This window comes from Rhizohabitans arisaemae (assembly GCF_025996515.1).
Classification (GTDB): domain Bacteria; phylum Actinomycetota; class Actinomycetes; order Streptosporangiales; family Streptosporangiaceae; genus Rhizohabitans; species Rhizohabitans arisaemae.
This window is the reverse complement of record NZ_BLRH01000034.1, coordinates 819,403-845,256: the sequence shown is the minus strand read 5'-3', so window position 1 is coordinate 845,256 and position 25,854 is coordinate 819,403. Positions and strand designations below refer to the sequence as shown.

Genomic DNA, 25,854 nt, shown 5'->3' with positions numbered 1-25,854 from the left:
CCGTGCCGGCCTTCCCGGTGGACCGTCGTGGAGCCGGCTGGCCGGTCACGTGCCGGCCGGTGGCGTCCGTGCCGCCCTGTCCTGGGCGTCGAGGAGGTCGTCGCCGTGGTCCAGAATCCAGCGTCCGAGCGCGGCCATCGGGCCGTCGACCAGGCTCTGCCCGAGGCCGGTCAGGCTGTAGTCGACGCGGGGCGGGGCCTCTGCGTAGGTGTGCCGGTCGATCAGCCCGTTGGCGAGCAGGCGGTGCAGCGTGTCGGTGAGCACCTTGTCGCTCAGGCCGCCGATCGCGTCGCGCAGTTCACGGCGGCGTCGCGGGCCCGGGCGAAGAGCCGCCAGGACGACCGGGTCCCAGGTGTGGGCGAAGAGGTCGGTGGCCGCGCGCAGGCGGCAGTCGGCGACCAGCTCCCGGCTCTCGGCTCGGTAGGCGTTCATCTCACCTTCCATGGTCGGCGCCCGAGACGCACCGATCGGTGCGTGCTGACTTCCCTAACGTAAACACCCTGCCGTCAATGCCGACGAGAGGGAGTAACGATGCGCATTGGAATCTTGGGGACGGGAACGCTGGCCCAGGCGCTCGGCGCTGGCTGGGCACGTGCCGGGCACGAGGTGGTGGTCGGCGGACGATCGGAGTCCAAGGCACGCGAGCTGGCCGATCGACTGGGACACGGCGTGCGTGCCGCCGCGCCGCCGGAGGTGGCCGAGGGACGGGACGCGCTGCTGCTCGCGGTCACCTGGGACGGCGTGCAGGACATTCTCCGCCACGCCGGTGTCTCCGGCGGGCGGCTGAACGGGACCCCGCTGATCGACCCCACCAACGCCGTCGAGCACGGTGTCGGCGTGCTGCTGACCGAGCCGGGCACCTCCAACGCGGAGCGGATCGCCGCGCTGGCCCCGGGGGCCCACGTGGTGAAGGCCTTCCATCTCTTTCCTTCCGATCAATGGACCGGGGGACCCGGGGGCAAGGACGGGCAGCCGGTGACGGTTCCGCTGTGCGGCGACGATCCGGCTGCGCTGGAGGTGGTCGGCGCGCTGGTCCGCGACTTCGGCGGCGTACCGGCCGTACTGGGCCCGCTGGCCCGGGCCCGCCAGCTCGAAGAGGTCGCGGGTTTCGTCATCGGGCTGGCCTTCTCCGGTGTCGATCCGGGCTCCGCGATTCCGCGCGTCCCGTAGGACGGCCGCAGCCCTGGCAGGGTCCACCCGTGCCCCGGCCAGGGCGGCGGTGTGCCTCGCTAGTTGAACTGACCGGGCCGGTAGTCACCGGCGGGCTGGCGGATGATGACGTTCAGGCGGTTTGCGGCGTTCATGACGGCGATGAGCGACACCAGGGCGGCGAGCTGGTCTTCGTCGTGGTGCTTGGCGGCGTTCGCCCAGGCCTCGTCCGTGACCCCACCGGCGGCATCGGCGATGCGGGTGCCCTGCTCCGTCAGCTCCAGGGCGGCGCGCTCGGCGTCGGTGAACACCGTGGCCTCCCGCCATGCCGCGACCAGGTTGATGCGCACCGAGGTCTCCCCGGCGTGCGCGAGGTCCTTGGTGTGCATGTCGGTGCAGAAACCGCAGCCGTTGATCTGACTGGCGCGGATCATGACCAGGTGCTGGGTCGCGGCCGGTAGCGCCGACTCCTTGATGACCTTGCTCAGCCCGGCGAAGTGCTTCCAGGCCGCGGTTGCGATCGGGCTGCCGTAGAGGTTCAGGCGTGCTTCCATGAGGTGGTACTCCCTCGTGATGGTGAGTATCGGACGAACACGAGATGCCGGCGACCCGGTTCCTGTGACAGCGCCGGGTACGTGATGTGCGCCACACCCAGCCGGCTCTTCCGGTGACGTCCGGCGCACCGCTGCCAACGACGCCGCCTCGGCGTCGCGTACCGTGCCAGCGGTGTCACAAAACGGCGGGCTCCGGTGTCTGGTGGGTGACACAGTCGAGAGCGAAGAGGAGTCACCCATGGCCGGCACGTCGCAGACCGCGCCCGGAGATCGTGGCGGGGACGGCGGCCCCGACCCCGCCACCGAGGCGTTCGTCGCGCACCGCAACCTGCTGTTCACCGTCGCCTACGAGATGCTCGGCTCGGCCGCCGACGCCGAGGACGTCCTGCAGGAGACCTGGCTGCGGTGGGTGGGCGTCGACCTCGGCACCGTGCGGGACCGGCGTGCGTACCTGGTCCGGATCACCACCCGCCAGGCGCTCATCCGGCTGCGCACGCTCGGCCGGCGCAGGGAGTCCTACGTCGGCCCCTGGCTGCCCGAGCCGCTGCTGACCGCGCCCGACGTGGCCGAGGACGTCGAGCTGGCCGAGAGCGTCTCGATGGCGATGCTGCTGGTGCTGGAGACCCTCACGCCGACCGAGCGGGCGGTGTTCGTCCTGCGTGAGGTGTTCGATCTGGAGTACGACGAGATCGCCGAAGCCGTCGAGAAGAGCCCGGCGGCGGTCCGCCAGATCGCCCACCGGGCCCGGGCGCACGTCGCCGCACGCCGGCCGCGCGAGGTCGTCTCCCCGGCCGACACCCGTGGCGCGCTCGAGGCGTTCCGGCGGGCGATCGAGACGGGTGATCTGCAGAGCCTGCTTGACATCCTCGCGCCGGACGTCGTGCTCCTGAGCGACGGCGGCGGAGTCGTACCGGCCGCGCTGAAGCCCGTCGTGGGGGCCGACCGGGTGCTCCAGGTGCTGGGCAGGCTCGACCTCGCGGTGCTGCAACCGGCGCAGGTCAACGGCTATCCGGCACTGCTTCTCCGGCGCGACGGCGAGGTCGACACCGTCATGGCGGTGCGCATCGACGACGGCCTCATCACCGGGCTCTACGCCGTGCGCAATCCCGAGAAGCTGTCGCACATGGAGCAGGAGACCTCCCTGCGCCGCTGAGCCCGGACCCCGGGCCGGCGGTGCGGGGGACCTCTGCCGCAGCGTGAGAGGTCCGCTCGGCGTGATGACGATGACCCGGCGCGTGTCGGTCACGGTGCCGGAGCGCAGCGCGGATCCCGGTGTCGGCGATCACCCGTCGGCGGCAGGCAGGGAACGCCGAGTGGCGGATCTCCGGGTCGGCAGGCCGGCACCCGAGCCCCGTGGCGCGAGAGCTGGCCGGGCCGCGGGCCCGTACCCGGTCAAAGGGTGTGAAGGCTGACAGACGGGCCGGTGGGCGGGCGCCTGGCGTCCGGGTGACGTCGGGCGCCCGCCGTACGGCCGCGGGTCAGGTCACTGCTGCCGGCCCCGGAATCTGTAGGTGGCACGGAGGTGCCCCGTGATGGATTTCTGCCGCTTGACGCGCTCGTCGCGCAGCCGCTCGTCGGTGCGTGAGGCCTCCCAGTCGGCCTCGCGCCGGAGCTTGCGATAGCCGGCCAGGCGGCGCTCGGCGAGTTCACCCGCCTGGATGGCGGCCTGCACCGCGCAGCCGGGCTCGGTCGTGTGGGTGCAGTCGCCGAAGCGGCAGTCCTCGGCGAGCTGTTCGATCTCGGCGAAAACCTGCTCCAGGCCGTCGGCGGCGTCGTGGAGGCTGATCGCGCGCAGGCCCGGGGTGTCGATGAGCACACCGCCGGCGGGCAGGGGGACCAGTTCACGGTGGACGGTGGTGTGCCTGCCCTTGCCGTCCTGGGGCCGGACCGTGCCGGTGGCCAGCAGCTCTTCACCCAGCAGGGCGTTGCCGATCGTGGACTTGCCCGCCCCCGAGGGCCCGAGCAGAACGGTGGTGCCGTGGCTCAGCAGCGCGGTCAGCACGTCGATGTTGTGGCCGGTGGTCGCGCTGACGACCACGATGCCGACACCGGGCGCGAGCGCGCCGACCTCGGCCTGCGCGGCGTCGGGGTCGGCCGCCAGATCGGCCTTGTTCAGGACGATCGACGGCTGCGCGCCACTGCCCCAGGCCAGGGCGAGGAATCGCTCCAGCCGCGCGGCGTTCAGGGGCATGGCCAGGGAGACCACCACGACGACGGTGTCGACGTTGGCGGCCAGCACCTGCCCGTGGGAGGTGCGGGACGCCGACGAGCGCACGATCGCGCTGCGCCGGGGGAGCAGGGCCACCAGCCGGGCGTCCCGGCCGGGACGCAGCGCCGCCCAGTCACCGGTGCACGGCGCGGCCTGCGGCTCGGTCCGGTGAGGTACCGGGCCCACGGCTCGAACCGGGCCGTGCTCGGTGATCGCGTCGCAGGAGCCGCGATGGACGCGGACGATTCGGGCGGGCACCAGGCCTGCCGCGCGGTGGCCGGTGAAGTCGGCCTCGAGTTGCGGCGTCCAGCCGTAGCGGGACAGCGGGACAGCGGCGGAATCCGGGGAAAACAGGTTCAACGTAAGACACCTTGCGGGAAGGGACCCCGGCAGGACGCAGTCGTCACCCGTCCTGTGAGCAGACGGCTCGTGGCAGGAGAGCGGAAGTGGTCAGACCGGGGCCCGGGACGTGAGGATTGCCCGGGCGCTGCACAGGGCAGCGGTCTTCACCGCGGTCATTAAACCTCACCTCCCTCTTATCCCGAATTCCACGTCAACGGTCCTCAGGCTAGCACCCAGCGCCGATAGAGGTGTACCCCTCGGGGCCTGAGGCTCGTCAGGGACAGCCCACGGCCGGGGATTCGGCCGGAACCTGCAGTCCTCGGCGTCCCGGCGGTCAGCTTCAGAGGTGGCTGCCGCCGCCTGGGCTGGGGAGGTCGCCGGGATCGGCCGACGGAGCCGGTCCGTCCGGTGCCGGTGAATCGCCTGCCCCGTCGGGTCCGGTGGGGTCGTCGCCGTGAGCGGTCCCGTACGCGGCGGATCCGGGACCCCGCGAGCGCGAAAGCGCAGGGTGCCGTACATCAAACGACAAGTCATGCCAAACGCACCAAACAGAGCTGCGCAGCGTGACTTTTCAACCGAGGATCGTCAGTGCCGATGAGTTCTGCGACTCGTTCCGGTCTACCCGGTCGACTATGGGAAGCACACGCTCGACGGTGTGAAGGAGACATGGGTGGACGCGGCAGAGGTCTTGATGGAAGGCATCGTGTTCGGCGAGTCGCTGCGCTGGCACGACGGACGGCTCTGGTTCTCCGACTGGGGCGCGAACCAGGTGATCGCATTGGGTGAGGGCGGTCCCGAGGTGGTGGTGACCGTTCCGTCGTTTCCCATGTGCATCGACTTCCTCCCCGACGGGCGGTTGCTGGTCGTGGACTCGGCACGGCGGCGGCTGCTCCGCCGCGAGGCCGACGGCTCGGCGGTCACGCACGCCGACCTCTCGGGGATCTCCGTGAAACCGTGGAACGAGATCGTGGTCGACGACGGGGGCAACGCCTACGTCAACACGATCGGCTTCGACTTTCCCGGCGGCGAGTTCGCGCCCGGCCTCGTCGTGCTCGTCACCCCGGACGGTGCCGTCCGTACGGTCGCCGACGATCTCGCGTTCCCGAACGGGATGGCGATCACCCCGGACGGCGGCACCCTGATCGTCGCCGAGTCGTACGCGGGCCGGCTCACCGCCTACGCCGTCGGCGCCGACGGTTCCCTCGTCGACCGGCGCGTCTGGGCGCCGACGCCCGGCGACCACCCGGACGGGATCTGCGTGGACGCCGACGGTTGCGTCTGGTACGCGGACGTCGGCAACCGGCACTGCGTGCGGGTCCGCGAGGGGGGAGAGGTACTGGCCACCGTCGCTCTGGACCGGGGAGCCTTCTCCTGCACGCTCAGCCGGGATGCGGATCCCCGGCTGTTCGTCATCGGCCAGAACTGGGGCGGGCCCGAATCGTCCGAACCCACGGGCCAGGTTGTGGCGTTCCCGGCCCCCGCACCCGGTGCCGGGAAGCCCTGACCCCCAAACCCGTGGTGTCGGCCACTCCGGCTGACGAGACCACGTCGCCCTGGAGACGGTCGGGACACCGGCCCGTGATGTCGGCCGGATCCCGGCTGCCCTCGGCCCGCTGGAGCCCACCCGTTGCCGCTTCCGGCCCGTCGACACCGGTGAGTCCGTCCTATCGGGAACCGGCGGAACCGCCACGGCGCCCCGATTGAGGCGACCGCGGAGCGTGTGGTGATCCGATCACCGTGCGGCTGGGGCGCGCGCGAGAGCGGGGCCGCCGGGTGGTGACCGGGGAACGGTCCGGGATCGGCCGCGAGCCGTACGACATCGTCTCGTATGGGGTGACCAGGCGGGACATGGAGGATGCCCGGCGGCGGAAAGCTTGGGTGTCAGCGGCTGAAAGCGTAGATGTCGCAGTCGGTGCCGCTTGTCGTCCGGTTGCCGTACCCGAAGTAGACGGTGTGGTCGTCGATGACGGGCTGGGTGGCGCTGTAGAAGGAGGCCGGGGGTGTCACGACGACCTCCTTCTTCCACCGGACCTCCCCGCTGTACGGGCTGAGCGCCGCCACCCCTCGGGAGGTCCCCACGTAGACGGTTTCACCGTCATAGGTGAGGCGGCTGTTCACGTCGGCCCCGACGTCCTCCTGCCAGGTCTTGGTCCCGGACATCGGGTCGAAGGAGTGCAGCGTCCCCCGGCTGTCGGGGACGATCACCTGCCCGGCGGCAAGTGTCGGGCCCGCCTGGATCAGGGTGTCGAACTCCTTCTCCCACCGGGTCTTCCCGGTGTTCACGTCAAGGGCCTGCAGTGAGCCGCGGTAGGACCCGGACGAGGTGGTGTAGCCGACGGTGCGGTAGACCAGGACCTCGTCGACCGCCGCGCCGGGCACGAAGCCGCGGGCGGTGCGGGACCATTCCGGCGCGCCGCCGTCCTTCCCGATGACGATCAACCCGTCCCTGTGGGTGGAGATGTAGAGGAAGTTGCCGGAGACCTTCACCTCGTTCAGCTGGCCGGAGATCTTCTGCGCGTAGTCGGTCTTGCCGTCCGGACGGTTCACCTGGTAGATCCACCCGGTGCTGGTCGCCAGGTACACCTTGTCGTTCGGACCGGGTTCCTGGTGCCAGGGCCAGCCGTCGGTGTCCAGGGACCAGCGGGTCTCCCCGTCCTCGTCGAGGGCGGTGAGGCGGCCCTTGCCCTGCTCCGTGGCCGCGGACACCAGGAGCGTCCCCTTGACGACCGAGGCCCGGGTGAACTGTTCGCCGGTCAAGGCCCGCTGCCACCGCACCGCGCCGTCGGCCGGGGCCAACCCGACGATTCTGCCGTCCTCCAGCGTCACCAGGACGTTTCGCTCGCCGAGGTGCGGGGTCCCGACCGCGGTGAAGTGACGCCGCCAGATCTGAACCCCGGGTTGTTCGGGCCGTCTCCCGGCGTTCAGTCTGGCCAGGAGGTAGGCGGCGGTGCCGGCTGCGGCGACCCCCGCGCCGCCGACCAGCATGCGTCGCCGGGTGAGCGCGGGCCGTGTCCGCGTGGTCCGCGGCACGGGGTCGTGGGGGTACGGCCCGGCGTCGGCGCCGGGGGTGTAGGCACGGTTGACGATGAACGCGATCTTGCCGCCCAGGTCTCTGTTGATCTGGTGGGGGCGGGGTAGGTTCCGGTTCCGGAGCTCCGGGACGAGCCAGTCATAGATCGTACTCATGTCCAGGATCGGGCCCGCCCCGGGGATGCCGTCCCGGTGTGCTTTGAGAAGGGCGCCGGTGAACCCGGTGTAGGGCTCGCCCGGCGGGGAGAGCGCTTTCGCGTTCGGGGATGTGGCGGTCAGCACGTAGCTGCCGATGATCCCGGCGGAGTTCCCGAGGGTGTCGGCGCCGCCGAGTCCTTGGGCGAGCCCGGCGTAGCAGCAGTCCAGAATCACCACCTTCTTTCCGGCCCGGACGGACGGATCCAGCAGGACCCGCCGGACGGCGGCGTAGGACAGGCTGCGGTGACGGCGGCCGTCCGGCGACGATCGGTGCAGGGCCAGCAGGAGCTGGTCGTCCTCGCCCAGGGGGTCGGTGAACCCGTGCCCGGCGTAGTAGAAGATCAGCGTGTCGGTGGCGGAGCCCGCGTCGGTGAGGGCGTCCAGGACGGCGGCGGGGTCGTGCTCGTCGAGGATCGTGACGCAGTGCTCGGCGGGCAGCCGCCAGGGTCCCCGGGTGAACGCGTCCCGCAGCGCCGTCAGGTTGTTCTCGACGGCGGGCAGATCGGGCAGGTCGGTGTAGCGGGAGATGCCGACCAGGACCACGCGGGAGCCGTCCCCGTCCGACAGCGACCGCAGGGGCGCGGTCATGGCCGTCCGGCGTCCTCGCCGGGCCGGGGGCCGTCCTCGGTCAGCGCGTCGACGACCTGGTCGGCCGACGTCTCGGCTCCGGGTTCGATCGTCACGACGGCGCCGTTCAGCTCGAATCGCACGGTCCCGGGCCGGTCGCCGCGCCGCCTGGCCTGGCGGTAGGCGAGGACGGCGACGACCAGGCCGCTCAGCGCGATCACGTTGTCCAGCACGGCGGTGACGGCCTCGAACGCGCCGCCTTGCTCGCCGGGGGAGGGGGGAGCCGAGATCAGGGATATCCGGGTTCGGTACGTCAGGTCGGGATCGCGGGCCAGCCGCCGGTACAACCCCGCGAGCGCGTCGTCGTCACCGTCCTCGATGCTGATCCGAAGCTCCATCAGGCCTCCGTGGCATGCGCCGGTCACTCTGGATCGGCTGGTTTCTCGGGAAAGAGGTGCTTGACTCAATTGTCGCGGTCGCTCGGCGGTTTCCGCCGGGTGTGATCGTTCTGATACGTCCTGGCGGAGCGGGGTTCCCGGATCTCAGGGGTACGGCCGCAAGCGGCGCTCGCCGTATCCGGCGGCGGTACCGGCCGTCGGGCGGGCCGGCGCGCGCCCGTACGGGATCTGCAGGTGTGTCCCTGTTCTCCCCGGCCGGTGAGGGGAGGTTTCTCCAGGCCGAGGGTCACGGATCGGTGCGCTGAGGTAAGCCGGGCCGGGCCCCTGATCCGGGAAGGACGGAGCACCACGGAGATCGCCGGACTCGGCTCGGGGAGTTCCGCCGTCCGGTAATGTTGTCCTGGCCAGAAGTGGATCTACCGAGGAGGTGAGACCGATCAACGCTCTGTCAGGTCGGGTGCTCCCCTCCCACGTGGTCTAGCCGGCGTAGGAGAACGAGGAGCCCCGCGGCGATCCCGGAAGGTTCCTCATGTCGGTCTCCCCCATAGAGCTCTCGCATGCCCTTGTCGTCTCCCGGCTTCGGGCCGCCGGTTGCGTCTTCGCCGAAGACGAGGCCCGTCTGCTGGTCTCCGCCGCCCGGACCGCGGCCGAGCTCGCGGCCATGGTGGATCGGCGGACGACCGGTCTTCCCCTCGAACACGTCCTCGGCTGGGCCGAGTTCTACGGCCTGCGGATCGGGGTGGAACCCGGGGTGTTCGTGCCCCGGCCCCGTACCGAGCTCCTCGTCACCCACGCCGCCCGGCTCGCCCGGCCCGGAGCCGTCGTGGCCGACCTGTGCTGCGGCACCGGTGCGGTCGGGATCGCCTTGAGCGCGGTCGTGGGACCGATCGAGCTGCACGCCGTCGACATCGACCCCGCCGCCGTACGGTGCGCCCGCCGCAACCTCGCCTCCGCCGGGCGGGTGTACGAGGGCGATCTTTACCGGCCGCTCCCGGACCACCTGCGCGGCCGGGTCGACCTGGTGACGGCCAACGCCCCGTACGTGCCCACCGAGGCGATCCGGCTGCTCCCCGCCGAAGCCCGGGACCACGAACCGCTGACCGCGCTGGACGGCGGTGCCGACGGGCTCGCCGTGCAGCGGCGGCTCGCCGCCGAGGCGTCCCGCTGGCTCAGGCCCGGCGGCGCTCTGCTCGTCGAGACGAGCCGGCGTCAGGCGCCCGGGACCTCCGACGTCTTCGCCCGGAACGGCCTGGTCCCCCGGACGGCCCGCTGCGACGATCTGGACGCCACCGTCGTGATCGGCACCTTGATCCCCCGGACGCTCCGATGAGGGATCCGGCGCCGGGGTGAATCGGACATTCGGTTCGCTTCTCCCGGCCGGGGGCAACGTACGCGGGGTGCGGCACGGTTTCGGGTACGATGTACGCAAGTCGGAAAGGGCACTTCATGACCGCGGATGAGCAGATCACCATCTGGATGCGCCCGGAACGGACCGAACGCACCGGACCCGGGCGGCGGCCCGGCTACAGCCGGGAACAGATCACCCGGACGGCCGTCCGGATCGCCGACGCCGAAGGCCTGGAGGCGGCGACCATGCGGCGGATCGCGGCCGAGCTCGGCACCGGCGCCATGTCGCTGTACCGGTACGTACCGAACCGGGACGACCTCATCGACCTGATGATCGACGCGGTGGCCGCGGAGACGGACCTGCCCGATCGGCCGACCGGGGACTGGCGGGCCGACCTTTCCCTCGTCGCCCACCGGGTGCGCGCCGCGGGACTCGCCCACCCCTGGTATGTCGCGCTCGCCGGTCGCCGGCCCACCCTCGGACCCGGCCAGCTGCGCGTGCAGGAGTTCGCCCTCGCCGCGCTCGACGGGTTCGGCCTGGACATCGACCGGATCACCGTCGCCGCCGAGATGCTGTTCGACTACGCGCACAGCGCCGTGCACCGGGAGATCGGCTGGCTGGACGAGGCCCGCCGGACCGGGCGGGACGTCTCCCGCTGGATGCGGGAGTATGTCGGGCCCTACGTGAAGCAGGTGGTGGAGTCGGACGCGTATCCGATGTTCAGCCGCACCGTCCGGGAGGCGCGGCTCCCGCACATGACTCCCGAGAAGCGCTTCCGGTACGGCCTCGACCGCGTCCTCGACGGCATCGCCGCCGGCCTGCCCGCCCGGACCTCCCGGTAGCGGGCGGCCGCCGGTGTCCCGGTCCGGCGCGCACCGAGGCCCTCGCCCTGCCGTCCGACCTTCTGGGGAGCCCGGACGGGTCAGCGTTGAGCCGGTGCTCCGGTGGGAGGTACATGCCGCAGGGAGTGGGCGGCCAGGGCGGCAAGAGCGAGGAACAGGATCGCCCCGGAGATCGCGGTGGTGTTCAGTCCCGCGGTGAAGGCGTCTCGTGCGGAGGCCAAGAGCTCGGTTCCCACCGGTCCCGGTAGCCCCGGCGCGACACTCGCCGCGCCGACGACGCTCTCCTGGGCGGTGTGCGCGGCCTCGGCGGGGACGGCGGCGGGGACCTTCACCTGACTGCGGTAGACCCAGCCGCCGAGGCTGCCGAGGACGGCGACGCCGAGCGCGACACCGAACTGTCCGCCGGTCTCGACCATCGCCGCAGCCGAACCGGCCTTCTCCGGCGGTGCCGAACCGATGATCATGTCGTAGCCGAGGGCCACCCCCGGCCCCATACCCGCCATCGCGATACCGAAGCCGGTCAGCAGTAGGGTGAGGCCGTCGGTCACCGGGACCTGTGTGAGCAGGGCGTAGCCGCAGGCGGCGAGCAGCATGCCGACCGCGATGAGGAACCCGGGTCGGATCCTTTGCGCCAGGCCGGAACCGAGCATGATGGTACAGACCATGGCGAGGGCTGTCGGCACCAGCCAGAGCCCGGCCTCCTGGGTGGACATCCCGAGGACCGTCTGCAGATACAGATTGATCAGCAGGAGGCTTCCCCCTTGGACGGCCCCGCCGAGCAGGCTCAGCGCGAAGGCGCTGCGGTAGGTGCGGATCTCGAACAGGCGTAGATCAAGCAACGGGTCGGCCAGCTTGCGCTGCCGGATCACGAAGCCGGCAATGAAGATCGAGCCGACCGCGAGGGCCGCGGCGGGGAACGGCCGCCAGCCGGCCCTGGCCAGTTCGGTGATGCCGTAGATCACCGGCAGGATCCCCGCGAGGGACATGCCGACACTGATCAGGTCGAGCCGCCCGGCCTCGGGATTGCGGTGCTCGGGCAGCAGAACAGGCGCGGTGACCAGCAGCAGAAGCATGATCGGGACCGCCAGGAGGAACACCGATCCCCACCAGAATCGCGCCAGCATCACACCGCCGACGATCGGGCCGAAGATCGCGCCACCCATGAAGCAGCTGCTCCATACCGAGACGGCGACCGCCCGCTGCCCGGGGTCGGCGAACATCGTGCGGATCAGCGACAGGGTCGACGGCGCCACGGTGGCCCCGGCGAGGCCGAGTACCGCCCTGGCCGCGATCAGCGTCTCGGCGTCGGTGGAGTAGGCGGCGAGCACGGACGCGGCTCCGAAGGCGACCGCGCCGATCAAGAGCAGCTTTCTCCGCCCGATCCGATCGCCGAGGGTGCCCATCGTGATCAGGAACCCGGCGACCAGGAAGCCGTAGACATCGATGATCCACAGCTGCTGGGTGCTTCCCGCCCCCAGATCGGCGGCGAGGCTCGGCAGCGCGAGATACAGCACACTCAGGTCGACCGACAGCAGCATGGTGGGCAAGGCGAGCACGGCCAGCCCGAGCCATTCTCTGCGCCCGGCGCGGGGCGCGGCCGATCCTTGCGTACGCGTGTCCATGGGGCGATCCCTTCCGGGTTGTTCGCACAAGTGGTGTGGTCGCCCTACCGACGAACGGACCATCCCAAGACCGACAGCTCCGCCATCGGGTTCCTTTCGTCGTTCGGTTTCGACGCGGCCGTCTCCCGGTGGCCGGTGGCGGCCATGCGACGGCCGGACTCGCCGCCCACCCCGGCGGACCGCTGGAGCAATCCGGACAGACTCACCCCGCGTGAGATCGAGATCCTGCAGCTGCTCGCGCACGGCCTGAACAACGCGCAGATCGCCACGTCGCTGTTCATCGGCGAGTCGACGGTCAAAACACACATCAACCATGCTTTCGCCAAGATCGGAGTTCAGAGCAGGAGCGGCGCGATCAGCTACGCCTACCGCCATGGACTGGCCACCACCTCGGACGAAGGCCGGACACGGCCGTAAGAGGCCAGGGTGATCATTGAGCTGTCCGCGCCACTCAGGACGCGCACACCGCAACGATCACCCGGACAACCGGCCGGGCACGGGTGCCCCTTGCGGGGGTTCGGCTCCTGGGCCGGTGTCGTGTTCCGATGAGGGTGCGGCGGACGCGGCGCACGCCGTGGCGGACCGTCCTGAAGTCGCCGCTTCGGTCGTACTGGGACATGACCAGGTGTTCAGGGCGGCTGGAGCTCAAAGCCTGCGCTCGACGCCTCCATGTGACGGGGAAAGGTGAACTCTCCGGGGTGGCACTCCGATTGGGGCTACGCGCGGCGGGTGGTGAACCAGGTGTGGTCGTCGGTGAGCAGGCGGTCGAAGCGCAGGCCGGCGGAGGCCAGGTCCGCCATGAGTTCGTCCTGGTCGATGGGGTGGCGGTCGAAGGCGTGGGTCCAGGTGCGGTCGCCGACGTGGTAGTCGACCACGACGTCGACGCGCCGTCCCGCCCGGCGGACCTGCCTGATCACTCGCCGGATGCCGTCGTGGAGGTGTTCGCCCGGCTCGACGGTGCCGAACCAGTTCGGGTCGGTCTGCTGGACGACGACGACCCCGCCGGGTGCGACATGCCGACGGCAGGTGCCGAGGAAAGCGCGCCGCTGCTCAGGGTCGGCATTGATCAAGGTGCTGGCGAGGAGGACGACATCGAAGACGCGGTCCAGCTCCAGCGACTCGATCTGAGCGCACACGGTCGGCAGGTCTGAGAGGCGCGCGAGCATGGCGGGCGACTCGTCGACGCCCAGGACGGGATGCCCGTACTCGGCGAGGGGCCGCAGAATCCGCCCGGTGCCGCAGCCGAGCTCCAGGATCGACGCGCCCGCGGGCACGGCGCCGTGCACGATTTCCGGCTCACCCATCACCGGCAGCAGGTCGTAGAACTCGACGGCGCAGCCGTCCGGCGTGATCTCACCGGGCCCGGAACCGTAATGTGCGCTCATGTCCGTACTCCTCCGCAGCCTGTCGTCGTCCGTCCGATGAGGATGATCAGTCCGAGATCAACCGCACAAGATCGAACCTAACTCCGAAAAGCCGATTCCGGACCTCCCGATCCGGGGCCCCGGTCGGATTGCCGCGCGACATCGGCGGCGCGCACTCCTACTAAAGAGACGTCCGCCGCGACAATCGAAGGATGTGGGCGCGGTGAGCGTGATCCAGGGTGTGGGTCATGTCGCGAATGAATACGGCCGCCGGAAGAGGCGGCCGATGGAAGACGCCCGAGTGGGTTCACCGCAACGCCTGGTTCCCCGGCCGGTTCATCGGGGGAGCGGCCCTGGTCCTGGCGCCGGTCGTCTGGTTCGCGGGACTGCTTCTGCGGTACCTGGCGCTTGAGACGGCGGGCTTCACCCCTGCCCAGACGGAGTGGTTCGACCGGCAGCCTTTCGCGGCCCCGGGTCAGCTGGCCGCGTACGCACAGAATCCCGGCCTGGTCACGGCGGGCTACGCGTGTTTCGCCGCCGGCGCCGTCCTCATGTGCCTCGCGGTGGTCACGCTGACCCGCGTCGTCGCCGCCCGATCACCACGGCTTGCCCTCGTGGGCGGAGCGCTGATCGTTGCGGGCCTGTTCTCCCGCCTGTATTGGGCGGGCGTGGACCACACCGCTTTCCAACTGGTCGACCGGCTGGGCCTGGCACAGGCGACCGGAGTCGTGATGGATCTGTACGTGGAGATCTCCTACGGCCCGTGGCGGGTGCCGATCTCGGTCGCCTTCGGCCTGTACATCGGAGCGCTGGCCCTGGGTGTCGCGGCCTTCCGCGCAGGCGTGTTCGGCACCGGGCGTCTGGTGCTGTTCCTGTGGTCGGGAACGCTGTGGACCGGTGTGCTCAAGGAGAGCACTCTCGACGGGGTCGTCTCATCCGGCCTCCTGTGCCTGGTACTGGTGCCGCTCGGTGTCAAGCTGCTCCGCGACGCCGTGCCCGAGTCCCGTCCGGCGAGGCTCCCGGACACCGACCGCAGGCCGCTGAAGCCGCTAAGCTGGTAGCACGTACGGATGTTTACGCTGGGGTGGGTGGAGAACGTCGTGGCGTGGACGCGGACGCTTGGTGATCGGCTGGTGCCGTGGCTGCTTCCTGCCTTCGCATGCCTCGGAGCGTTCTTCCCGGCGGAGCCGCTCGGCGCGGGTCCGTACGGGCTGCCGCTGCCGTGGCTCGCCTCGGTCCCGGAGCGGTTCTTCGTCGGCCTGGTCGCGGTGTCGGCCGCGGCCATGGCCCGGACGGCGTCGGCCCGTCCGTGGCCGCTGCTGCTCCTGGCGGTGGTGGACTCGCTGCTGCGGTGGCCGGGGATGCTGCTGTTCACGGCCTCCTACGTCGCGGCGACCGCGCTTCGCCGGCCACCCGTGCTCCTGGCCTACACCGCGCTGGTGAGCCTGGTCGTCGTGGTGCCGCGCCCCGGCGTCGACATCGCCTCCACCCTGGGTGGGATACCGGTGTTCGTCTGGCTTCCGCTGCTGCTCGGGCTGTGGATGGGGGCGCGCCGGCAGGTCGTGGCGGGGTTGCGCGAGCGCGCCGAACGGCTGGAGCGGGAGCAGGCGGCCCGCACCGAGCAGGCCCGTGCGGAGGAGCGGGCCCGCATCGCGCGGGACATGCACGACGTGGTGGCCCACCGGGTCTCACTGATGGTTCTGCGGGCGGGGGCCTTGGAGGTCAACGCCGCCGATGAGCGGACCGTGGCGGAGGCCGAGCTTATCCGTACGACGGGACAGGAGGCTCTAGCCCAGCTCAGAGCGGTGCTCGGCGTCCTCGACAAAGGGGACACGGGGGACTTCCGCCCGCAGCCGACCCTCGCCGACCTCGACTGGCTGCTTGAGCAGTCCCGCTCGGTGGGTGTGCCGGTGAAACTGTGCGAGGAGGGCGAAGCCGACGCGTTGCCCGTCATGATGCAGCACACCGCCTACCGGGTCGTCCAGGAGGCCCTCACCAACATCCACAAGCACGCTGGCCTGGCCGTGACGCGGGTGACGCTGCGCCACCTCCCCGCCGCACTGGAGGTGACCGTGCGGAACGCCGCACCGCAGAACCCGGCTCAGGCCGTTCCCGGCAGCGGTCTCGGCCTGGTCGGGCTGCGCGAGCGCGTCGAGCTGCTCGGCGGTGCGTTCGAGGCCCGGCCGGAGCCGGACGGCGGGTTCCTCGTGTCGGCGAGGCTGCCGACGTGATCCGGGTTCTCATCGTGGACGACGAGGCCCTGGTGCGGTCGGGGCTGCGCATGATCCTGGAGGTGGCCGACGACATCGAGGTGGTCGCCGAGGCGGAGACCGGCGTGGAGGCGGTGGCGGCGGTCGCACGCCACTGGCCGCAGGTGGTGCTGATGGACGTGCGCATGCCCCGCATGGACGGCGTGACCGCGCTCCGGGAGATCAACCGATTGCCGAACCCGCCGAAAGTGGTCATGCTCACCACCTTCGACCGGGACGAGTACGTCTACGGCGCCCTGCGCGCCAAGGCGGTGGGGTTCCTGCTCAAGGACACGGCGCCCCGCGACCTGATCGCCGCGGTCCGTACGGTGGCCGAGGGCAGCGCCATGCTCTCGCCTGCTGTGACCAAGCGAATGCTCGACGCCTTCGCCGGCCAGCAGGCATCGGACATCCGCGTCGCGCGGGAACGTCTGGCCGTCCTCACCGACCGGGAGCGGCATGTCGTCCGGGCGGTGGCCCGCGGGTTGTCCAACGGCGAGATCGCCCGTGAGCTGGCGATGAGCGAGACCACGGTCAAGAGCCACGTCAGCCGTTCGCTGACCAAACTCGGGCTGGCCAACCGCGTGCAGATCGCCCTCCTGGTTCGCGACGCGGGTGAGGGATAGGAGAGGAATCTGTGCGGAGCTGTCGGTCTGGCGGCGGCCCGTTCGTCGTCACTGCGAAGGACCTTCATCCGACCCGAAGGAGAATCCCATGACCCGCGACATCTTCCTCCCCAACGGGGTACGGCTGGGCGCCCAGAGCTTCGGCGACCCCGCCGATCAGGCGATCCTGCTGGCAGGCAGGTCGATGACGAGCTGGGAAGACGGGTTCTGCGAACGCCTGGCCGACGGCGGGCGCTTCGTCGTCCGCTACGACCCGCGCGACGCCGGACGGTCCACCGGCTACCCGCCGGGCGTTCCCGGGTACAGCCTGCGCGACCTGGCCGCCGACGCCGTGGGGGTGCTCGACGCCTTCGGTGTCACCACGGCGCACGTCGTGGGCGCCTCCTCCGGCGGCTGGACCGCTCAACTTCTGGCGCTCGATCATCCCCGGCGGCTCGACTCACTCACCCTGATCTCCACCCGTCCGACCGCGCCCGGGCCGGCCGACCCGGACCTGCCCGAGCACGACAGGTCGCTGATGGCCTTCTTCACGGCCGGCGAGCCCGACTGGTCCGACCGGGACTCGATCGTCGACCACATGACCGAGATCGAGCGGCTGCTCACCGGACGCCGGTTCGAGTTCGACGAGGCACGCGCACGCCGGCTCGCCGTCCAGGACTACGACCGCACCGCCGACATCAAGTCCCACTTGAACAACCTCGCCTTCGCCGACGCGGGGGAGCGCTGGCGGGAGCGGCTGGGTGAGATCTCGGTGCGGACTCTGGTGATCCACGGCACCGACGACCCGTTCTTCCCGTACGGAAACGGGGTCGCCCTCGCCAAGGAGATCCCCGGCGCCGAGCTGGTGCCGCTGGAAGGTCTGGGACATGGGTTTCCCCCGCAGATCCACGATTTCGTCGTCGACGTCCTCCTCCGGCACACCGCACCCCACTGATCTCGGACGCCCCCTGTCAGGCTTCCGGGGTGTGAGAGGATCCCGGCGCGGCCGTCCGTTCCCTGAGGAGAGCCATGCGATACATGCTGCTGATCTGTGGTGAGGAGCCCGAGACATCCGGATCGGAGGGTTCCGCCGATCTGCCCGGGTGCGACGGATGGGCCGCGGAGATGGCCCGGCGCGGGGTTCTCCTCGGGGGAGCCGGTCTGCAGCCCAGCGGCACCGCCACCACCGTGCGGGTCCGCGACGACGAGGTGTTGATCGTAGACGGGCCGTTCGCGGAGACCAAGGATCAGATCGGCGGATTCGCCCTGATCGAGTGCGCCGACCTCGACGAGGCGATCGAGGTGGCCTCATCCCATCCGGCCGCCGGGCGGTGGTCGGTCGAGATCCGGCCGATCTGGGAGTGACCGTCGGCAACGTCCAGGCCGTACTCACCCAGGCGTTCCGGGAGGAGTGGGGGCGGGTCGTGGCCACCCTGATCCGGGTGACCGGCGACTGGGACCTCGCCGAGGAGTGCACGCAGGACGCCTTCGCGCTGGCGCTGGAACGCTGGCCCGCCGACGGCGTGCCGAACCGGCCCGGCGCGTGGCTGACCACCACGGCGCGCAACCGCGCCGTCGACCGGTTGCGGCGCCAAGCCGTCGGCGCCGCCAAGCTGCGGGAGCTCGCCATGACGTTACGCCCGGACGACCCCGGGAACGATGAAACCGCCGTCGGCGGCATCCCCGACGACCGGCTGCGCCTGATGTTCACCTGCTGCCATCCGGCGCTGTCGATGGAGGCGAAGGTGGCGCTCACGCTGCGCACCCTGGCGGGACTGAGCACCGCCGAGATCGCCCGGGCTTTCCTGGTTCCTGAGGCGACGATGTCCCGGCGTCTGGTTCGGGCCAAGCAGAAGATCCGCCAGGCCGGGATCCCGTACCGCGTTCCGCCGGCGCATCTGCTGCCCGCACGGGTACGGGCCGTGCTGGGCGTGCTGTATCTGCTGTTCAACGAGGGGTACTCGGCCTCGGCCGGGGCCGATCTGGTCCGGCGGAACCTGTGCGGTGAGGCCCTTCACCTGGCACGTGTCCTGGTTCGCCTGATGCCGGACGAGCCGGAGGCCGAGGGGCTGCTCGCGCTGATCCTGCTGCACGACGCCAGGCGCGAAACCCGGGTCGACGCCGTCGGCGACCTGGTGACCCTGGAGCACCAGGATCGCACCGGCTGGGACCGGTCGAAGATCGACGAGGGGCTTTCCGTGCTGGACCGGGCGCTGCGCCGCGGTCGGCCGGGCCCGTACCAGTTGCAGGCGGCCGTCGCCGCCTGCCACGCCGAGGCCCGTACCGCCGCCGACACGGACTGGTGGCAGATCGCCGCACTGTACGGGCGCCTCGCCGAGCTGGTGCCCTCCCCGGTGGTCGAGCTCAACCGGGGGGTGGCCGTCGGGATGGCGGCAGGCCCGGCCGCAGGCCTGGAACTGGTCACGGCGCTTGAGGAGTCGGGGGCGCTGACCGGCTACTACCTGCTCCCGGCGACCCGCGCCGACCTGCTGCGTCGCCTGGGACGCCGCGCGGAGGCGGCGCAGGCCTACCGGCGGGCGCTGGAGGAGGTCGCCACCGACCCCGAGCGCCGCTACCTCCTCCGCCGCCTGCGGGAAACCACCGACCCCGCCACCTGACCGGCACTCATCGGAGGCCCGGTCCGTGAGACGTTCATCTGCCCGCCGAGGTGGGTGGCAGCGGAACGGCGGAGCCGGTGGGGGTCGAGTCCCTGATCTCACAGCTCTGGAATGGTCCGCTCTGCCGTCCGGGTGGGCCTTCTCCGGAGAGCAGGGCGTTCCGCAGACGGCCCTTTCCCCGTCACGACGCGGGGTGCCTCGGCGTCCTCGGCTGAGGGTGTTGCCTGGTCGAAGCGCTGTCGCCTGGCCAGGAGTCGCCGGAGTACCGATATCCGCCGCCCTGCCGGAGCCCACAACCTAATCCAGGTGCGGATATCACGACCATCTGCCATGGTCACCCTATGTCAACGTTCGAAAAGCTCCTCGCCGAGGGCTCGGCCGTTCCGACCGAAGGCTGGGACTTCTCGTGGTTCGCCGGGCGCGCAAGCGAGCGGCGCCCATCCTGGGGCTACGCGAAACTGCTGGCCGAGCGGATGTCGAAGGCCGAGGCCGGCCTCGACATCCAGACCGGCGGAGGCGAAGTGCTGGCCTCGATCCCGGTCGCCCCGCCGTTCCTGGCGGCGACGGAGTCCTGGCCGCCGAACCTGAAGATCGCCCGCCGCAACCTCGCCAAGTTCAACGCCACCGTCGTCGAAGTCGGCGACACCGACGACCTGCCGTTCGCTGCCGACCGCTTCGACCTGGTGGTCAGCCGGCATCCGGTGGCGACTCGCTGGGACGAGATCCATCGGGTCCTGCGCCCGGGCGGCACCTATCTCTCCCAGGCCGTGGGCGCCGGTTCGGTTCGCGAACTGACCGATTTCATGATGGGACCGCAGCCGGTCAACCCATCCCGGAGCCCGATGACGGCCGTGGCCGAGGCGGAGGCGGCCGGCCTGGAGGTGGTCGACCTGCGCCAGGAAGGGCTCCGGATGGAGTTCCACGACATCGCGGCGGTCGTCCACTTCCTCCGTAAGGTGCTCTGGACCGTTCCGGGTTTCACCGTGGACGCCTACCGGGACCGGCTGGCCGAACTCCATGACTTCATGGAACGCCACGGCCCCTTTGTGGCCTATTCGCAGCGCCTCCTTATCGAGGCCCGGAAGACGGGCTGACGGCATCCCGGACCGGCGCGAACTGCGCGTCGGCCGGGGATCGGCCGCGCTGGAAGATGGCTCTGTCTTTCTTTCGGTGGTGACGGGGCCGTCAGCGGGGCACCGCCTCCTTGAGCTGGGAGTCGGCCCAGATGGGGACGGTCACCGCGTCGGCGACGGCGAGTCTGCCGGGACGCAGGACCGAGAGTTTGACGCCGAACGCCACGCCACCCGCGGCGGCCCGGCGGTACCGGGCGAGGGTGCGGAGCGGCTCGGGACCGGACTTGGCGCCGGACCGCTGGTCGACCAACGTGACGGCGCAGCGGATCGCGAGTTTGGCGTATCCGAGTTCCGCATCGCCGACGACCATGCGGTGGACGCGGTCCTCCCGATGAGGCTCCTCCCATCCGTCGATCACGATGTTCGGGCGGAACCTGGACATCGGTATCGCGGGCCCGTCCAGGCGTCGGTTCAGTTCGTCCAGCGAAGCCCTGGAGACGGCGTGCACGGCGCTGCCGTCGGCGTAGCCGGAGGTTCCGGGCGTCCGGCCGTCGGTCACCCTGTCGTGTTCCGGCGGCACCCGCACCAGCCTGCTCGCCGAGCCGAGCACCGACGACAGCCACTCGGCGGGCGCGTCGCCCTGATCGATCCCCCGGTACCTGTTGCCGAACAGGGCCACCTCCCGGCGGGGAGAGTCCAGATCGACCGAGATGCGCATGTCCTCGAATCCGGGTGCGCGCAGAGTGAGCCGTTCGCCGCAGGCGCCGACGCTCGGCCGGATCAACGCCAGTCGGGGGTCTCGGCGCTGGCTGCGGAAGGTCCCGTCCTTGTCGACCACCATGAAACCGCGGTCGTGGGCCAGACCCGCGTAGGTCAGCGTCGTCTCGCGCAGGGACTCACCGGCACAGCCCTTGATCGGATACGAGATCAGCTCCTCGACCACCGCCGTCATTTTCTCTCCCCCGTCGTGTCGCCTGCGATCTGCGAGACTAGGAGGACTCTCGGCGTAAGACCAGGGAGAACGGCGATATCTGACACCAATGTGTGAGGTTCGGTTGTTGATCGTCGGCCCTGGAGCCGGGTTCCGAGCTTGGGCCGCCACCGACCTCGAGCGCCGCCACCTCCTCCGCCGCCTGCGTGAGACCATCGAACCCGCAGCCTGGGCCGCCTCAGGCCGTACCGGATGGTCAGGCTGCCAGCCTGGCCGGTGCGGATCGGGTACGGGCGGAGCCGGACCGTGGTTCCGCAAGTCCTGGGCTTGACCCGGCCACTCGGCCGTACCGGGTGGCTGCGCCCCGCGCGTAACCGGGGCGGGGGAGTTTCAGGTCGGGAGGGTGGGGAAAGCGTTTCGGAGCGCCGCACCCGCTTGGTATTCTCAATGTCAAGAAGGTCGAGAGGCGCTGCGACGGGCTCCGGTCCGCCACGCTCGACCCGGACTGACACCAAGGGCGCCTCCCAATGTGGAGGTGAGCAGGTGCGCGGGTCGTCAAGCCAGGCCGAGCGGATTCAGGCCCTGAAGGAACTCCTCAGCGAGCGTATCGCCGTGCTTGACGGGGCGTGGGGCACCATGCTCCAAGGCGCCGGCCTCACCGACGCCGACTACCGCGGCGATCTAATCAAGGATCACCCCAAGGACGTGACCGGCGACCCGGATCTGCTCAACCTGACCCGGCCCGATGTGATCCTCGACATCCACCGGCGGTATCTGGCGGCCGGCGCCGACATCACCACCACCAACACCTTCACCGCGACCGGTATCGCGCAGGCCGACTACGGGCTCGAATCGCTGGTCTACGAAATGAACCTGCGCGGAGCCCAGCTGGCCCGCCAGGCCGCCGACGAGCTGGGCGGACGCTTCGTGGCGGGCTCGGTCGGGCCGCTCAACGTCACCTTGTCGCTCTCCCCGCGGGTGGATGACCCCGCCTATCGCGCGGTGCCGTTCGACCAGGTCAAGGCCACCTATGCGGAGCAGATCCGGGCCCTGGACGAGGGCGGGGTCGATCTGCTGCTGATGGAGACGATCTTTGACACGCTCAATGTGAAGGCCGCGATCGCCGCGGCCCGCGAGGTCGCCCCGCATCTGCCGCTGTGGATCTCGGTCACCATCGTCGACCTGAGCGGCCGCACCCTGTCCGGGCAGACCGTCGAGGCGTTCTGGAACTCGGTCGAGCACGCCAAGCCGCTGGTGGTCGGCGTGAACTGCTCCCTCGGCGCCGAGGAGATGCGTCCGCACGTCGCCGAGCTGTCCCGGCTCGCCGGCACCTACACGGCCTCCCACCCCAACGCGGGTCTGCCCAACGCGTTCGGCGGTTACGACCAGACCCCGGGCGAGACCGGCGCGCTCCTCGGCGAGTTCGCCGCCTCGGGGATGGTGAACATCGTCGGCGGCTGCTGCGGGACGACTCCGGGACACATCGAGCAGATCAAGGCCGCGGTGGCCGGGCTGGCGCCGCGTCCGGTCCCGGCGCCGTCGGCGCGGACCCGGTTCAGCGGTCTGGAGCCCTTCGAGGTCGGCCCCGACACCGGCTTCATCATGATCGGGGAGCGTACCAACGTCACCGGCTCGGCCAAGTTCCGCCGCCTGATCGAGGCTGACGACCACCAGGGCGCCGTCGACGTCGCGCTCGACCAGGTCCGCGGGGGCGCCAACCTGCTCGACGTGAACATGGACGCCGACCTGCTCGACAGCGAGCAGGCCATGACCACGTTCCTCAACCTGATCGCCACCGAGCCCGAGGTGGCCCGGATCCCGATCATGGTGGACAGCTCGCGGTGGAGCGTGCTGGAGGCCGGGCTCAAGTGCGTGCAGGGCAAGGGCGTCGTCAACTCGATCAGCCTCAAGGAAGGCGAGGAGCCCTTCCTGGAGCAGGCCCGGCGCATCCGGGACTACGGCGCCGGCGTGGTCGTCATGGCCTTCGACGAGCAAGGTCAGGCCGACACCGCGGACCGCAAGGTGGAGATCTGCGCCCGCGCCTACGACCTGCTCACCCAAGAGGCCGGCTTCCCCGCCGAGGACATCGTCTTCGACCCCAACGTGCTCGCCGTCGCCACCGGCATCGCCGAGCACAACGGGTACGCCAAGGCGTTCATCGACGCGCTGCCGCGCATCAAGGAGCGCTGCCCCGGGGCGCTCACCAGCGGCGGCATCTCCAACCTGTCCTTCTCCTTCCGCGGCAACGACGTGGTCCGCGAGGCGATGCACTCGGCGTTCCTGCTCCACGCCGTGCGCGCCGGACTGGACATGGGCATCGTCAACGCCGGACAGCTCGCCGTCTACCAGGACATCCCCGCGGACCTGCTGGAGCTCGTGGAGGACGTGCTGTTCGACCGGCGTCCCGACGCCACCGACCGGCTCGTCTCCTTCGCCGAGACCGTCAGCGGGAGCGGCACCCGCCGTACCGTCGATCTGTCCTGGCGCGAGGCCCCGGTCGAGGAGCGTCTCGCCCACGCCCTGGTCCACGGCATCGTGGACTTCATCGAGGACGACACCGAGGAGGCGAGACAGCGCGCGGCGCGCCCCCTTCAGGTGATCGAAGGGCCGCTGATGGACGGCATGAAGGTCGTGGGCGACCTGTTCGGGTCCGGGAAGATGTTCCTGCCGCAGGTCGTCAAGAGCGCCCGGGTGATGAAGCGCTCGGTCGCCTACCTGGAGCCCTTCATGGAGGCCGAGAAGGAGCAGGCCAAGCTGGAGGGACGCGCGGAGACCAGCCGGGGGAGCGGCAAGGTGGTCCTCGCCACCGTCAAGGGCGACGTGCACGACATCGGCAAGAACATCGTGGGCGTGGTGCTCGGCTGCAACAACTACGACGTCGTGGACCTCGGCGTGATGGTGCCCGCCGCCAAGATCCTCGACACCGCCGTCGCCGAAGGCGCCGACGCCGTCGGCCTGTCGGGTCTGATCACCCCCTCGTTGGACGAGATGGTCGCCGTCGCCGCCGAGATGCAGCGGCGCGGGCTGAAGCTGCCGCTGCTCATCGGCGGTGCCACCACTTCGCGCCAGCACACCGCGGTCCGGATCGCCCCCGCCTACGACAGAACCACCGTCCACGTGCTCGACGCCTCCCGCGTGGTCGGCGTCGTCTCCGACCTGCTCGACCCGGGCCGGGCCGACGAGCTCGACGCGCGGAACCGCGCCGACCAGCAGCAGCTCCGCGAACAGCACGAGACGCGGCAGCGGCGGCCCCTGCTCACCGTCGACAAGGCCCGCGCCAACCGCGAGCGGGTCTCCTTCGACGACCTGCCGGTGCCCGCCTTCACCGGCGTCCGCACCGTCAGGCCGGAGCTGACCGCCCTCCGGGAGATGATCGACTGGCAGTTCCTCTTCCTCGCCTGGGAGCTGAAGGGCAAGTACCCGGCGATCCTGGAACGGCCGGAGGCCCGCGAACTCTTCGACGAGGCGAACACCCTGCTCGACCAGATCATCGAGGCGGGGAGCCTGCGGGCGCACGGGGCCTACGGGTTCTGGCCCGCCCACTCCGACGGCGACGACCTCGTCGTCGACACCGGGGACCGGGTCGTGCGCCTGCCGATGCTGCGCCAGCAGACCGCCAAGCCGGAGGGCAGGCCCAACCGCTGCCTGTCCGACTACGTGGCCCCCGCCGGAGACCACATCGGCGGGTTCGCGGTCGCCGTCCACGGCGCCGAAGAGCTCGCGGCCGAGTACGAGGCCCGGCACGACGACTACCGGGCGATCATGGTGAAGGCCCTCGCCGACCGGCTGGCCGAGGCGTTCGCCGAGTACCTCCACCTTCAGGCCCGCCGCGAATGGTACGAGCCGGACGCCGACCCGGCGATCGAGGACCTGCACGCCGAACGCTTCCGCGGCATCCGCCCCGCGCTCGGCTACCCGGCCAGCCCCGACCACAGCGAGAAGGAGACCCTGTTCGAGCTGCTCGACGCCGAGCGGGTCGGGATGGGTCTCACCGAGTCGTTCGCGATGACCCCGGCGGCCAGCGTCAGCGGCCTGCTCTTCGCCCACCCCTCCTCCCGGTACTTCACCGTGGGGCGGATCGGCAAGGACCAGATCGAGGACTACGCCCGGCGGCGCGGCACCGACGTCGCCGAGGTGGAGCGCTGGCTCCGCCCCAACCTCGCCTACGACCCCGCCTGATCGGATCGTGGAGGGGTACGGCCGCCACGGCCCGCGTTGCGTGGCGGTCGTACCCGTGTCTCCGTCAGGCCGCGCCGTCACCCCCGTGTGATCGGCGTTGTCCTGACCGCAGGCGAGCGATGGCCGTTGGTGTGTGAATCGGCATTCCGGATCTCGGAATTTCGACGACTTCGGCGATGTGTGGGTACACCGATTCCTGTTGCGGCGTTCAGGGCGGCACTCGGAACGCCGGAATCCCCCTACGGCAGGAGCGACCGTGGAAGTCGCCGGAATCCATCTCCGGAATCATCATCGGGATCGTCGTCGGCGTCCTGGGGCGGCTGGTCGTGCCGGGCCGCCGGAGCATACCTGTCTGGCTGACCATCGTGATCGGTGTGGTTTCCGCACTGATCGGTACGGCCGTCGCCGCAGGGTTCGGAGTGGCCGACACCCGTGGTATCGACTGGATCGAACCGGGCATCCAGGTCGCCTTGGCCGCGCTGGGGGTGCCGCTTGCGGCCGGCACCTATGCCCGGTCGCCGTACCGATGACCGGAAGTGCCGTGGTACGGCCAAGGGTGCGGTGGCCTGTCCCCAC

The 25,854-nt window shown here is 70.7% G+C and carries 23 protein-coding genes and 1 riboswitch; of the genes, 15 read left to right on the top strand and 8 right to left on the bottom strand.

All coding sequences use genetic code 11. From position 1 onward, the window contains the following. Window positions 1–45 precede the first annotated feature (45 nt). Entirely contained in the window at window positions 46–432 is a 387-nt protein-coding gene (locus tag RUR_RS19400; RefSeq protein WP_283136501.1) for a winged helix-turn-helix transcriptional regulator, read from the bottom strand. 99 nt (window positions 433–531) lie between these two features. Here RUR_RS19400 and RUR_RS19395 point away from each other — a divergent pair, with 99 nt between their 5' ends. After that, on the top strand, window positions 532–1,170 hold the full coding sequence (locus tag RUR_RS19395) for an NADPH-dependent F420 reductase (RefSeq protein ID WP_283136500.1): 639 nt from the start codon (window positions 532–534) through the stop codon (window positions 1,168–1,170). Window positions 1,171–1,229: 59 nt separating this feature from the next. Here RUR_RS19395 and RUR_RS19390 read toward each other — a convergent pair whose 3' ends face one another. After that, on the bottom strand, window positions 1,230–1,703 hold the full coding sequence (locus RUR_RS19390) for a carboxymuconolactone decarboxylase family protein (protein WP_283136499.1): 474 nt from the start codon (window positions 1,701–1,703) through the stop codon (window positions 1,230–1,232). 238 nt (window positions 1,704–1,941) lie between these two features. Between RUR_RS19390 and RUR_RS19385 the strand changes: the two genes are divergently transcribed. Next, complete coding sequence (locus tag RUR_RS19385) at window positions 1,942–2,856, top strand: RNA polymerase sigma-70 factor (protein WP_283136498.1); 915 nt, start codon at window positions 1,942–1,944, stop codon at window positions 2,854–2,856. A gap of 330 nt (window positions 2,857–3,186) precedes the next feature. On the opposite strand, the gene rsgA is transcribed toward RUR_RS19385, so the two are convergent. Continuing rightward, the gene (rsgA, locus tag RUR_RS19380) at window positions 3,187–4,272 is read right to left on the bottom strand and encodes a ribosome small subunit-dependent GTPase A (RefSeq protein ID WP_283136497.1); all 1,086 of its coding nucleotides are present in this window, start codon (window positions 4,270–4,272) and stop codon (window positions 3,187–3,189) included. Between the two features lie 652 nt (window positions 4,273–4,924). Between rsgA and RUR_RS19375 the strand changes: the two genes are divergently transcribed. Continuing rightward, a complete protein-coding gene (locus tag RUR_RS19375; protein WP_283136496.1) occupies window positions 4,925–5,758 on the top strand; it encodes an SMP-30/gluconolactonase/LRE family protein in 834 nt (277 codons plus the stop codon). A gap of 377 nt (window positions 5,759–6,135) precedes the next feature. Here RUR_RS19375 and RUR_RS19370 read toward each other — a convergent pair whose 3' ends face one another. Together RUR_RS19370 and RUR_RS19365 are read right to left on the bottom strand one after the other, a co-directional pair. Next, on the bottom strand, window positions 6,136–8,070 hold the full coding sequence (locus tag RUR_RS19370; protein ID WP_283136495.1) for a caspase, EACC1-associated type: 1,935 nt from the start codon (window positions 8,068–8,070) through the stop codon (window positions 6,136–6,138). Further along, window positions 8,067–8,447, bottom strand: coding sequence for an effector-associated constant component EACC1 (locus RUR_RS19365; RefSeq protein ID WP_283136494.1), 381 nt, complete (start codon window positions 8,445–8,447; stop codon window positions 8,067–8,069). Before RUR_RS19365 ends, RUR_RS19370 begins: the two co-directional genes overlap by 4 nt. Before the next feature lie 529 nt (window positions 8,448–8,976). Here RUR_RS19365 and RUR_RS19360 point away from each other — a divergent pair. Both RUR_RS19360 and RUR_RS19355 read left to right on the top strand, forming a co-directional pair. Next, on the top strand, window positions 8,977–9,777 hold the full coding sequence (locus RUR_RS19360) for a putative protein N(5)-glutamine methyltransferase (RefSeq protein ID WP_283136493.1): 801 nt from the start codon (window positions 8,977–8,979) through the stop codon (window positions 9,775–9,777). Between the two features lie 116 nt (window positions 9,778–9,893). Beyond that, a complete protein-coding gene (locus RUR_RS19355; RefSeq protein WP_283136492.1) occupies window positions 9,894–10,637 on the top strand; it encodes a TetR/AcrR family transcriptional regulator in 744 nt (247 codons plus the stop codon). Between the two features lie 80 nt (window positions 10,638–10,717). On the opposite strand, the gene RUR_RS19350 is transcribed toward RUR_RS19355, so the two are convergent. After that, the gene (locus RUR_RS19350; protein WP_283136491.1) at window positions 10,718–12,259 is read right to left on the bottom strand and encodes an MFS transporter; all 1,542 of its coding nucleotides are present in this window, start codon (window positions 12,257–12,259) and stop codon (window positions 10,718–10,720) included. A 144-nt stretch (window positions 12,260–12,403) separates the two neighbouring features. On the opposite strand from RUR_RS19350, the gene RUR_RS19345 reads away from it, so the two are divergent. After that, the gene (locus tag RUR_RS19345; protein WP_283136490.1) at window positions 12,404–12,676 is read left to right on the top strand and encodes a response regulator transcription factor; all 273 of its coding nucleotides are present in this window, start codon (window positions 12,404–12,406) and stop codon (window positions 12,674–12,676) included. Between the two features lie 299 nt (window positions 12,677–12,975). Here the strand turns inward: RUR_RS19345 and RUR_RS19340 are convergent, their stop codons facing one another. Next, window positions 12,976–13,644 (bottom strand): class I SAM-dependent methyltransferase, encoded by a 669-nt coding sequence (locus RUR_RS19340; RefSeq protein ID WP_283136489.1) that lies wholly within the window; start codon window positions 13,642–13,644, stop codon window positions 12,976–12,978. Between the two features lie 227 nt (window positions 13,645–13,871). On the opposite strand from RUR_RS19340, the gene RUR_RS19335 reads away from it, so the two are divergent. The 7 genes from RUR_RS19335 to RUR_RS19305 all read left to right on the top strand — a co-directional run bounded on the left by RUR_RS19335 (window position 13,872) and on the right by RUR_RS19305 (window position 20,189). Further along, a complete protein-coding gene (locus RUR_RS19335; protein ID WP_283136488.1) occupies window positions 13,872–14,684 on the top strand; it encodes a hypothetical protein in 813 nt (270 codons plus the stop codon). 27 nt (window positions 14,685–14,711) lie between these two features. After that, complete coding sequence (locus RUR_RS19330) at window positions 14,712–15,854, top strand: sensor histidine kinase (RefSeq protein WP_283136487.1); 1,143 nt, start codon at window positions 14,712–14,714, stop codon at window positions 15,852–15,854. Next, the gene (locus tag RUR_RS19325; RefSeq protein ID WP_283136486.1) at window positions 15,851–16,498 is read left to right on the top strand and encodes a response regulator; all 648 of its coding nucleotides are present in this window, start codon (window positions 15,851–15,853) and stop codon (window positions 16,496–16,498) included. The genes RUR_RS19330 and RUR_RS19325 overlap by 4 nt, the downstream gene beginning before the upstream one ends. 88 nt (window positions 16,499–16,586) lie before the next feature. Then, on the top strand, window positions 16,587–17,432 hold the full coding sequence (locus RUR_RS19320; RefSeq protein WP_283136485.1) for an alpha/beta fold hydrolase: 846 nt from the start codon (window positions 16,587–16,589) through the stop codon (window positions 17,430–17,432). 74 nt (window positions 17,433–17,506) lie between these two features. Continuing rightward, window positions 17,507–17,842: a YciI family protein gene (locus RUR_RS19315; protein ID WP_283136484.1), complete on the top strand. Its 336-nt coding sequence runs from the start codon at window positions 17,507–17,509 to the stop codon at window positions 17,840–17,842. Further along, entirely contained in the window at window positions 17,839–19,095 is a 1,257-nt protein-coding gene (locus tag RUR_RS19310) for an RNA polymerase sigma factor (RefSeq protein WP_283136483.1), read from the top strand. The genes RUR_RS19315 and RUR_RS19310 overlap by 4 nt, the downstream gene beginning before the upstream one ends. A 341-nt stretch (window positions 19,096–19,436) precedes the next feature. After that, window positions 19,437–20,189 carry a class I SAM-dependent methyltransferase gene (locus RUR_RS19305; protein ID WP_283136482.1) on the top strand — a complete coding sequence of 251 codons (753 nt, stop codon included), beginning with the start codon at window positions 19,437–19,439 and terminating at the stop codon, window positions 20,187–20,189. A gap of 91 nt (window positions 20,190–20,280) precedes the next feature. Here RUR_RS19305 and RUR_RS19300 read toward each other — a convergent pair whose 3' ends face one another. Next, entirely contained in the window at window positions 20,281–21,120 is an 840-nt protein-coding gene (locus RUR_RS19300; protein ID WP_283136481.1) for an MOSC domain-containing protein, read from the bottom strand. Window positions 21,121–21,554: 434 nt separating this feature from the next. Next, window positions 21,555–21,629: riboswitch (S-adenosyl-L-homocysteine riboswitch) on the top strand. 13 nt (window positions 21,630–21,642) lie between these two features. Between RUR_RS19300 and metH the strand changes: the two genes are divergently transcribed. Together metH and RUR_RS19290 are read left to right on the top strand one after the other, a co-directional pair. Beyond that, window positions 21,643–25,278, top strand: a complete 3,636-nt coding sequence (metH, locus tag RUR_RS19295; protein WP_283136480.1) for a methionine synthase — start codon at window positions 21,643–21,645, stop codon at window positions 25,276–25,278. A gap of 176 nt (window positions 25,279–25,454) precedes the next feature. After that, window positions 25,455–25,808 (top strand): GlsB/YeaQ/YmgE family stress response membrane protein, encoded by a 354-nt coding sequence (locus RUR_RS19290; protein ID WP_346349051.1) that lies wholly within the window; start codon window positions 25,455–25,457, stop codon window positions 25,806–25,808. Window positions 25,809–25,854 lie beyond the last annotated feature (46 nt).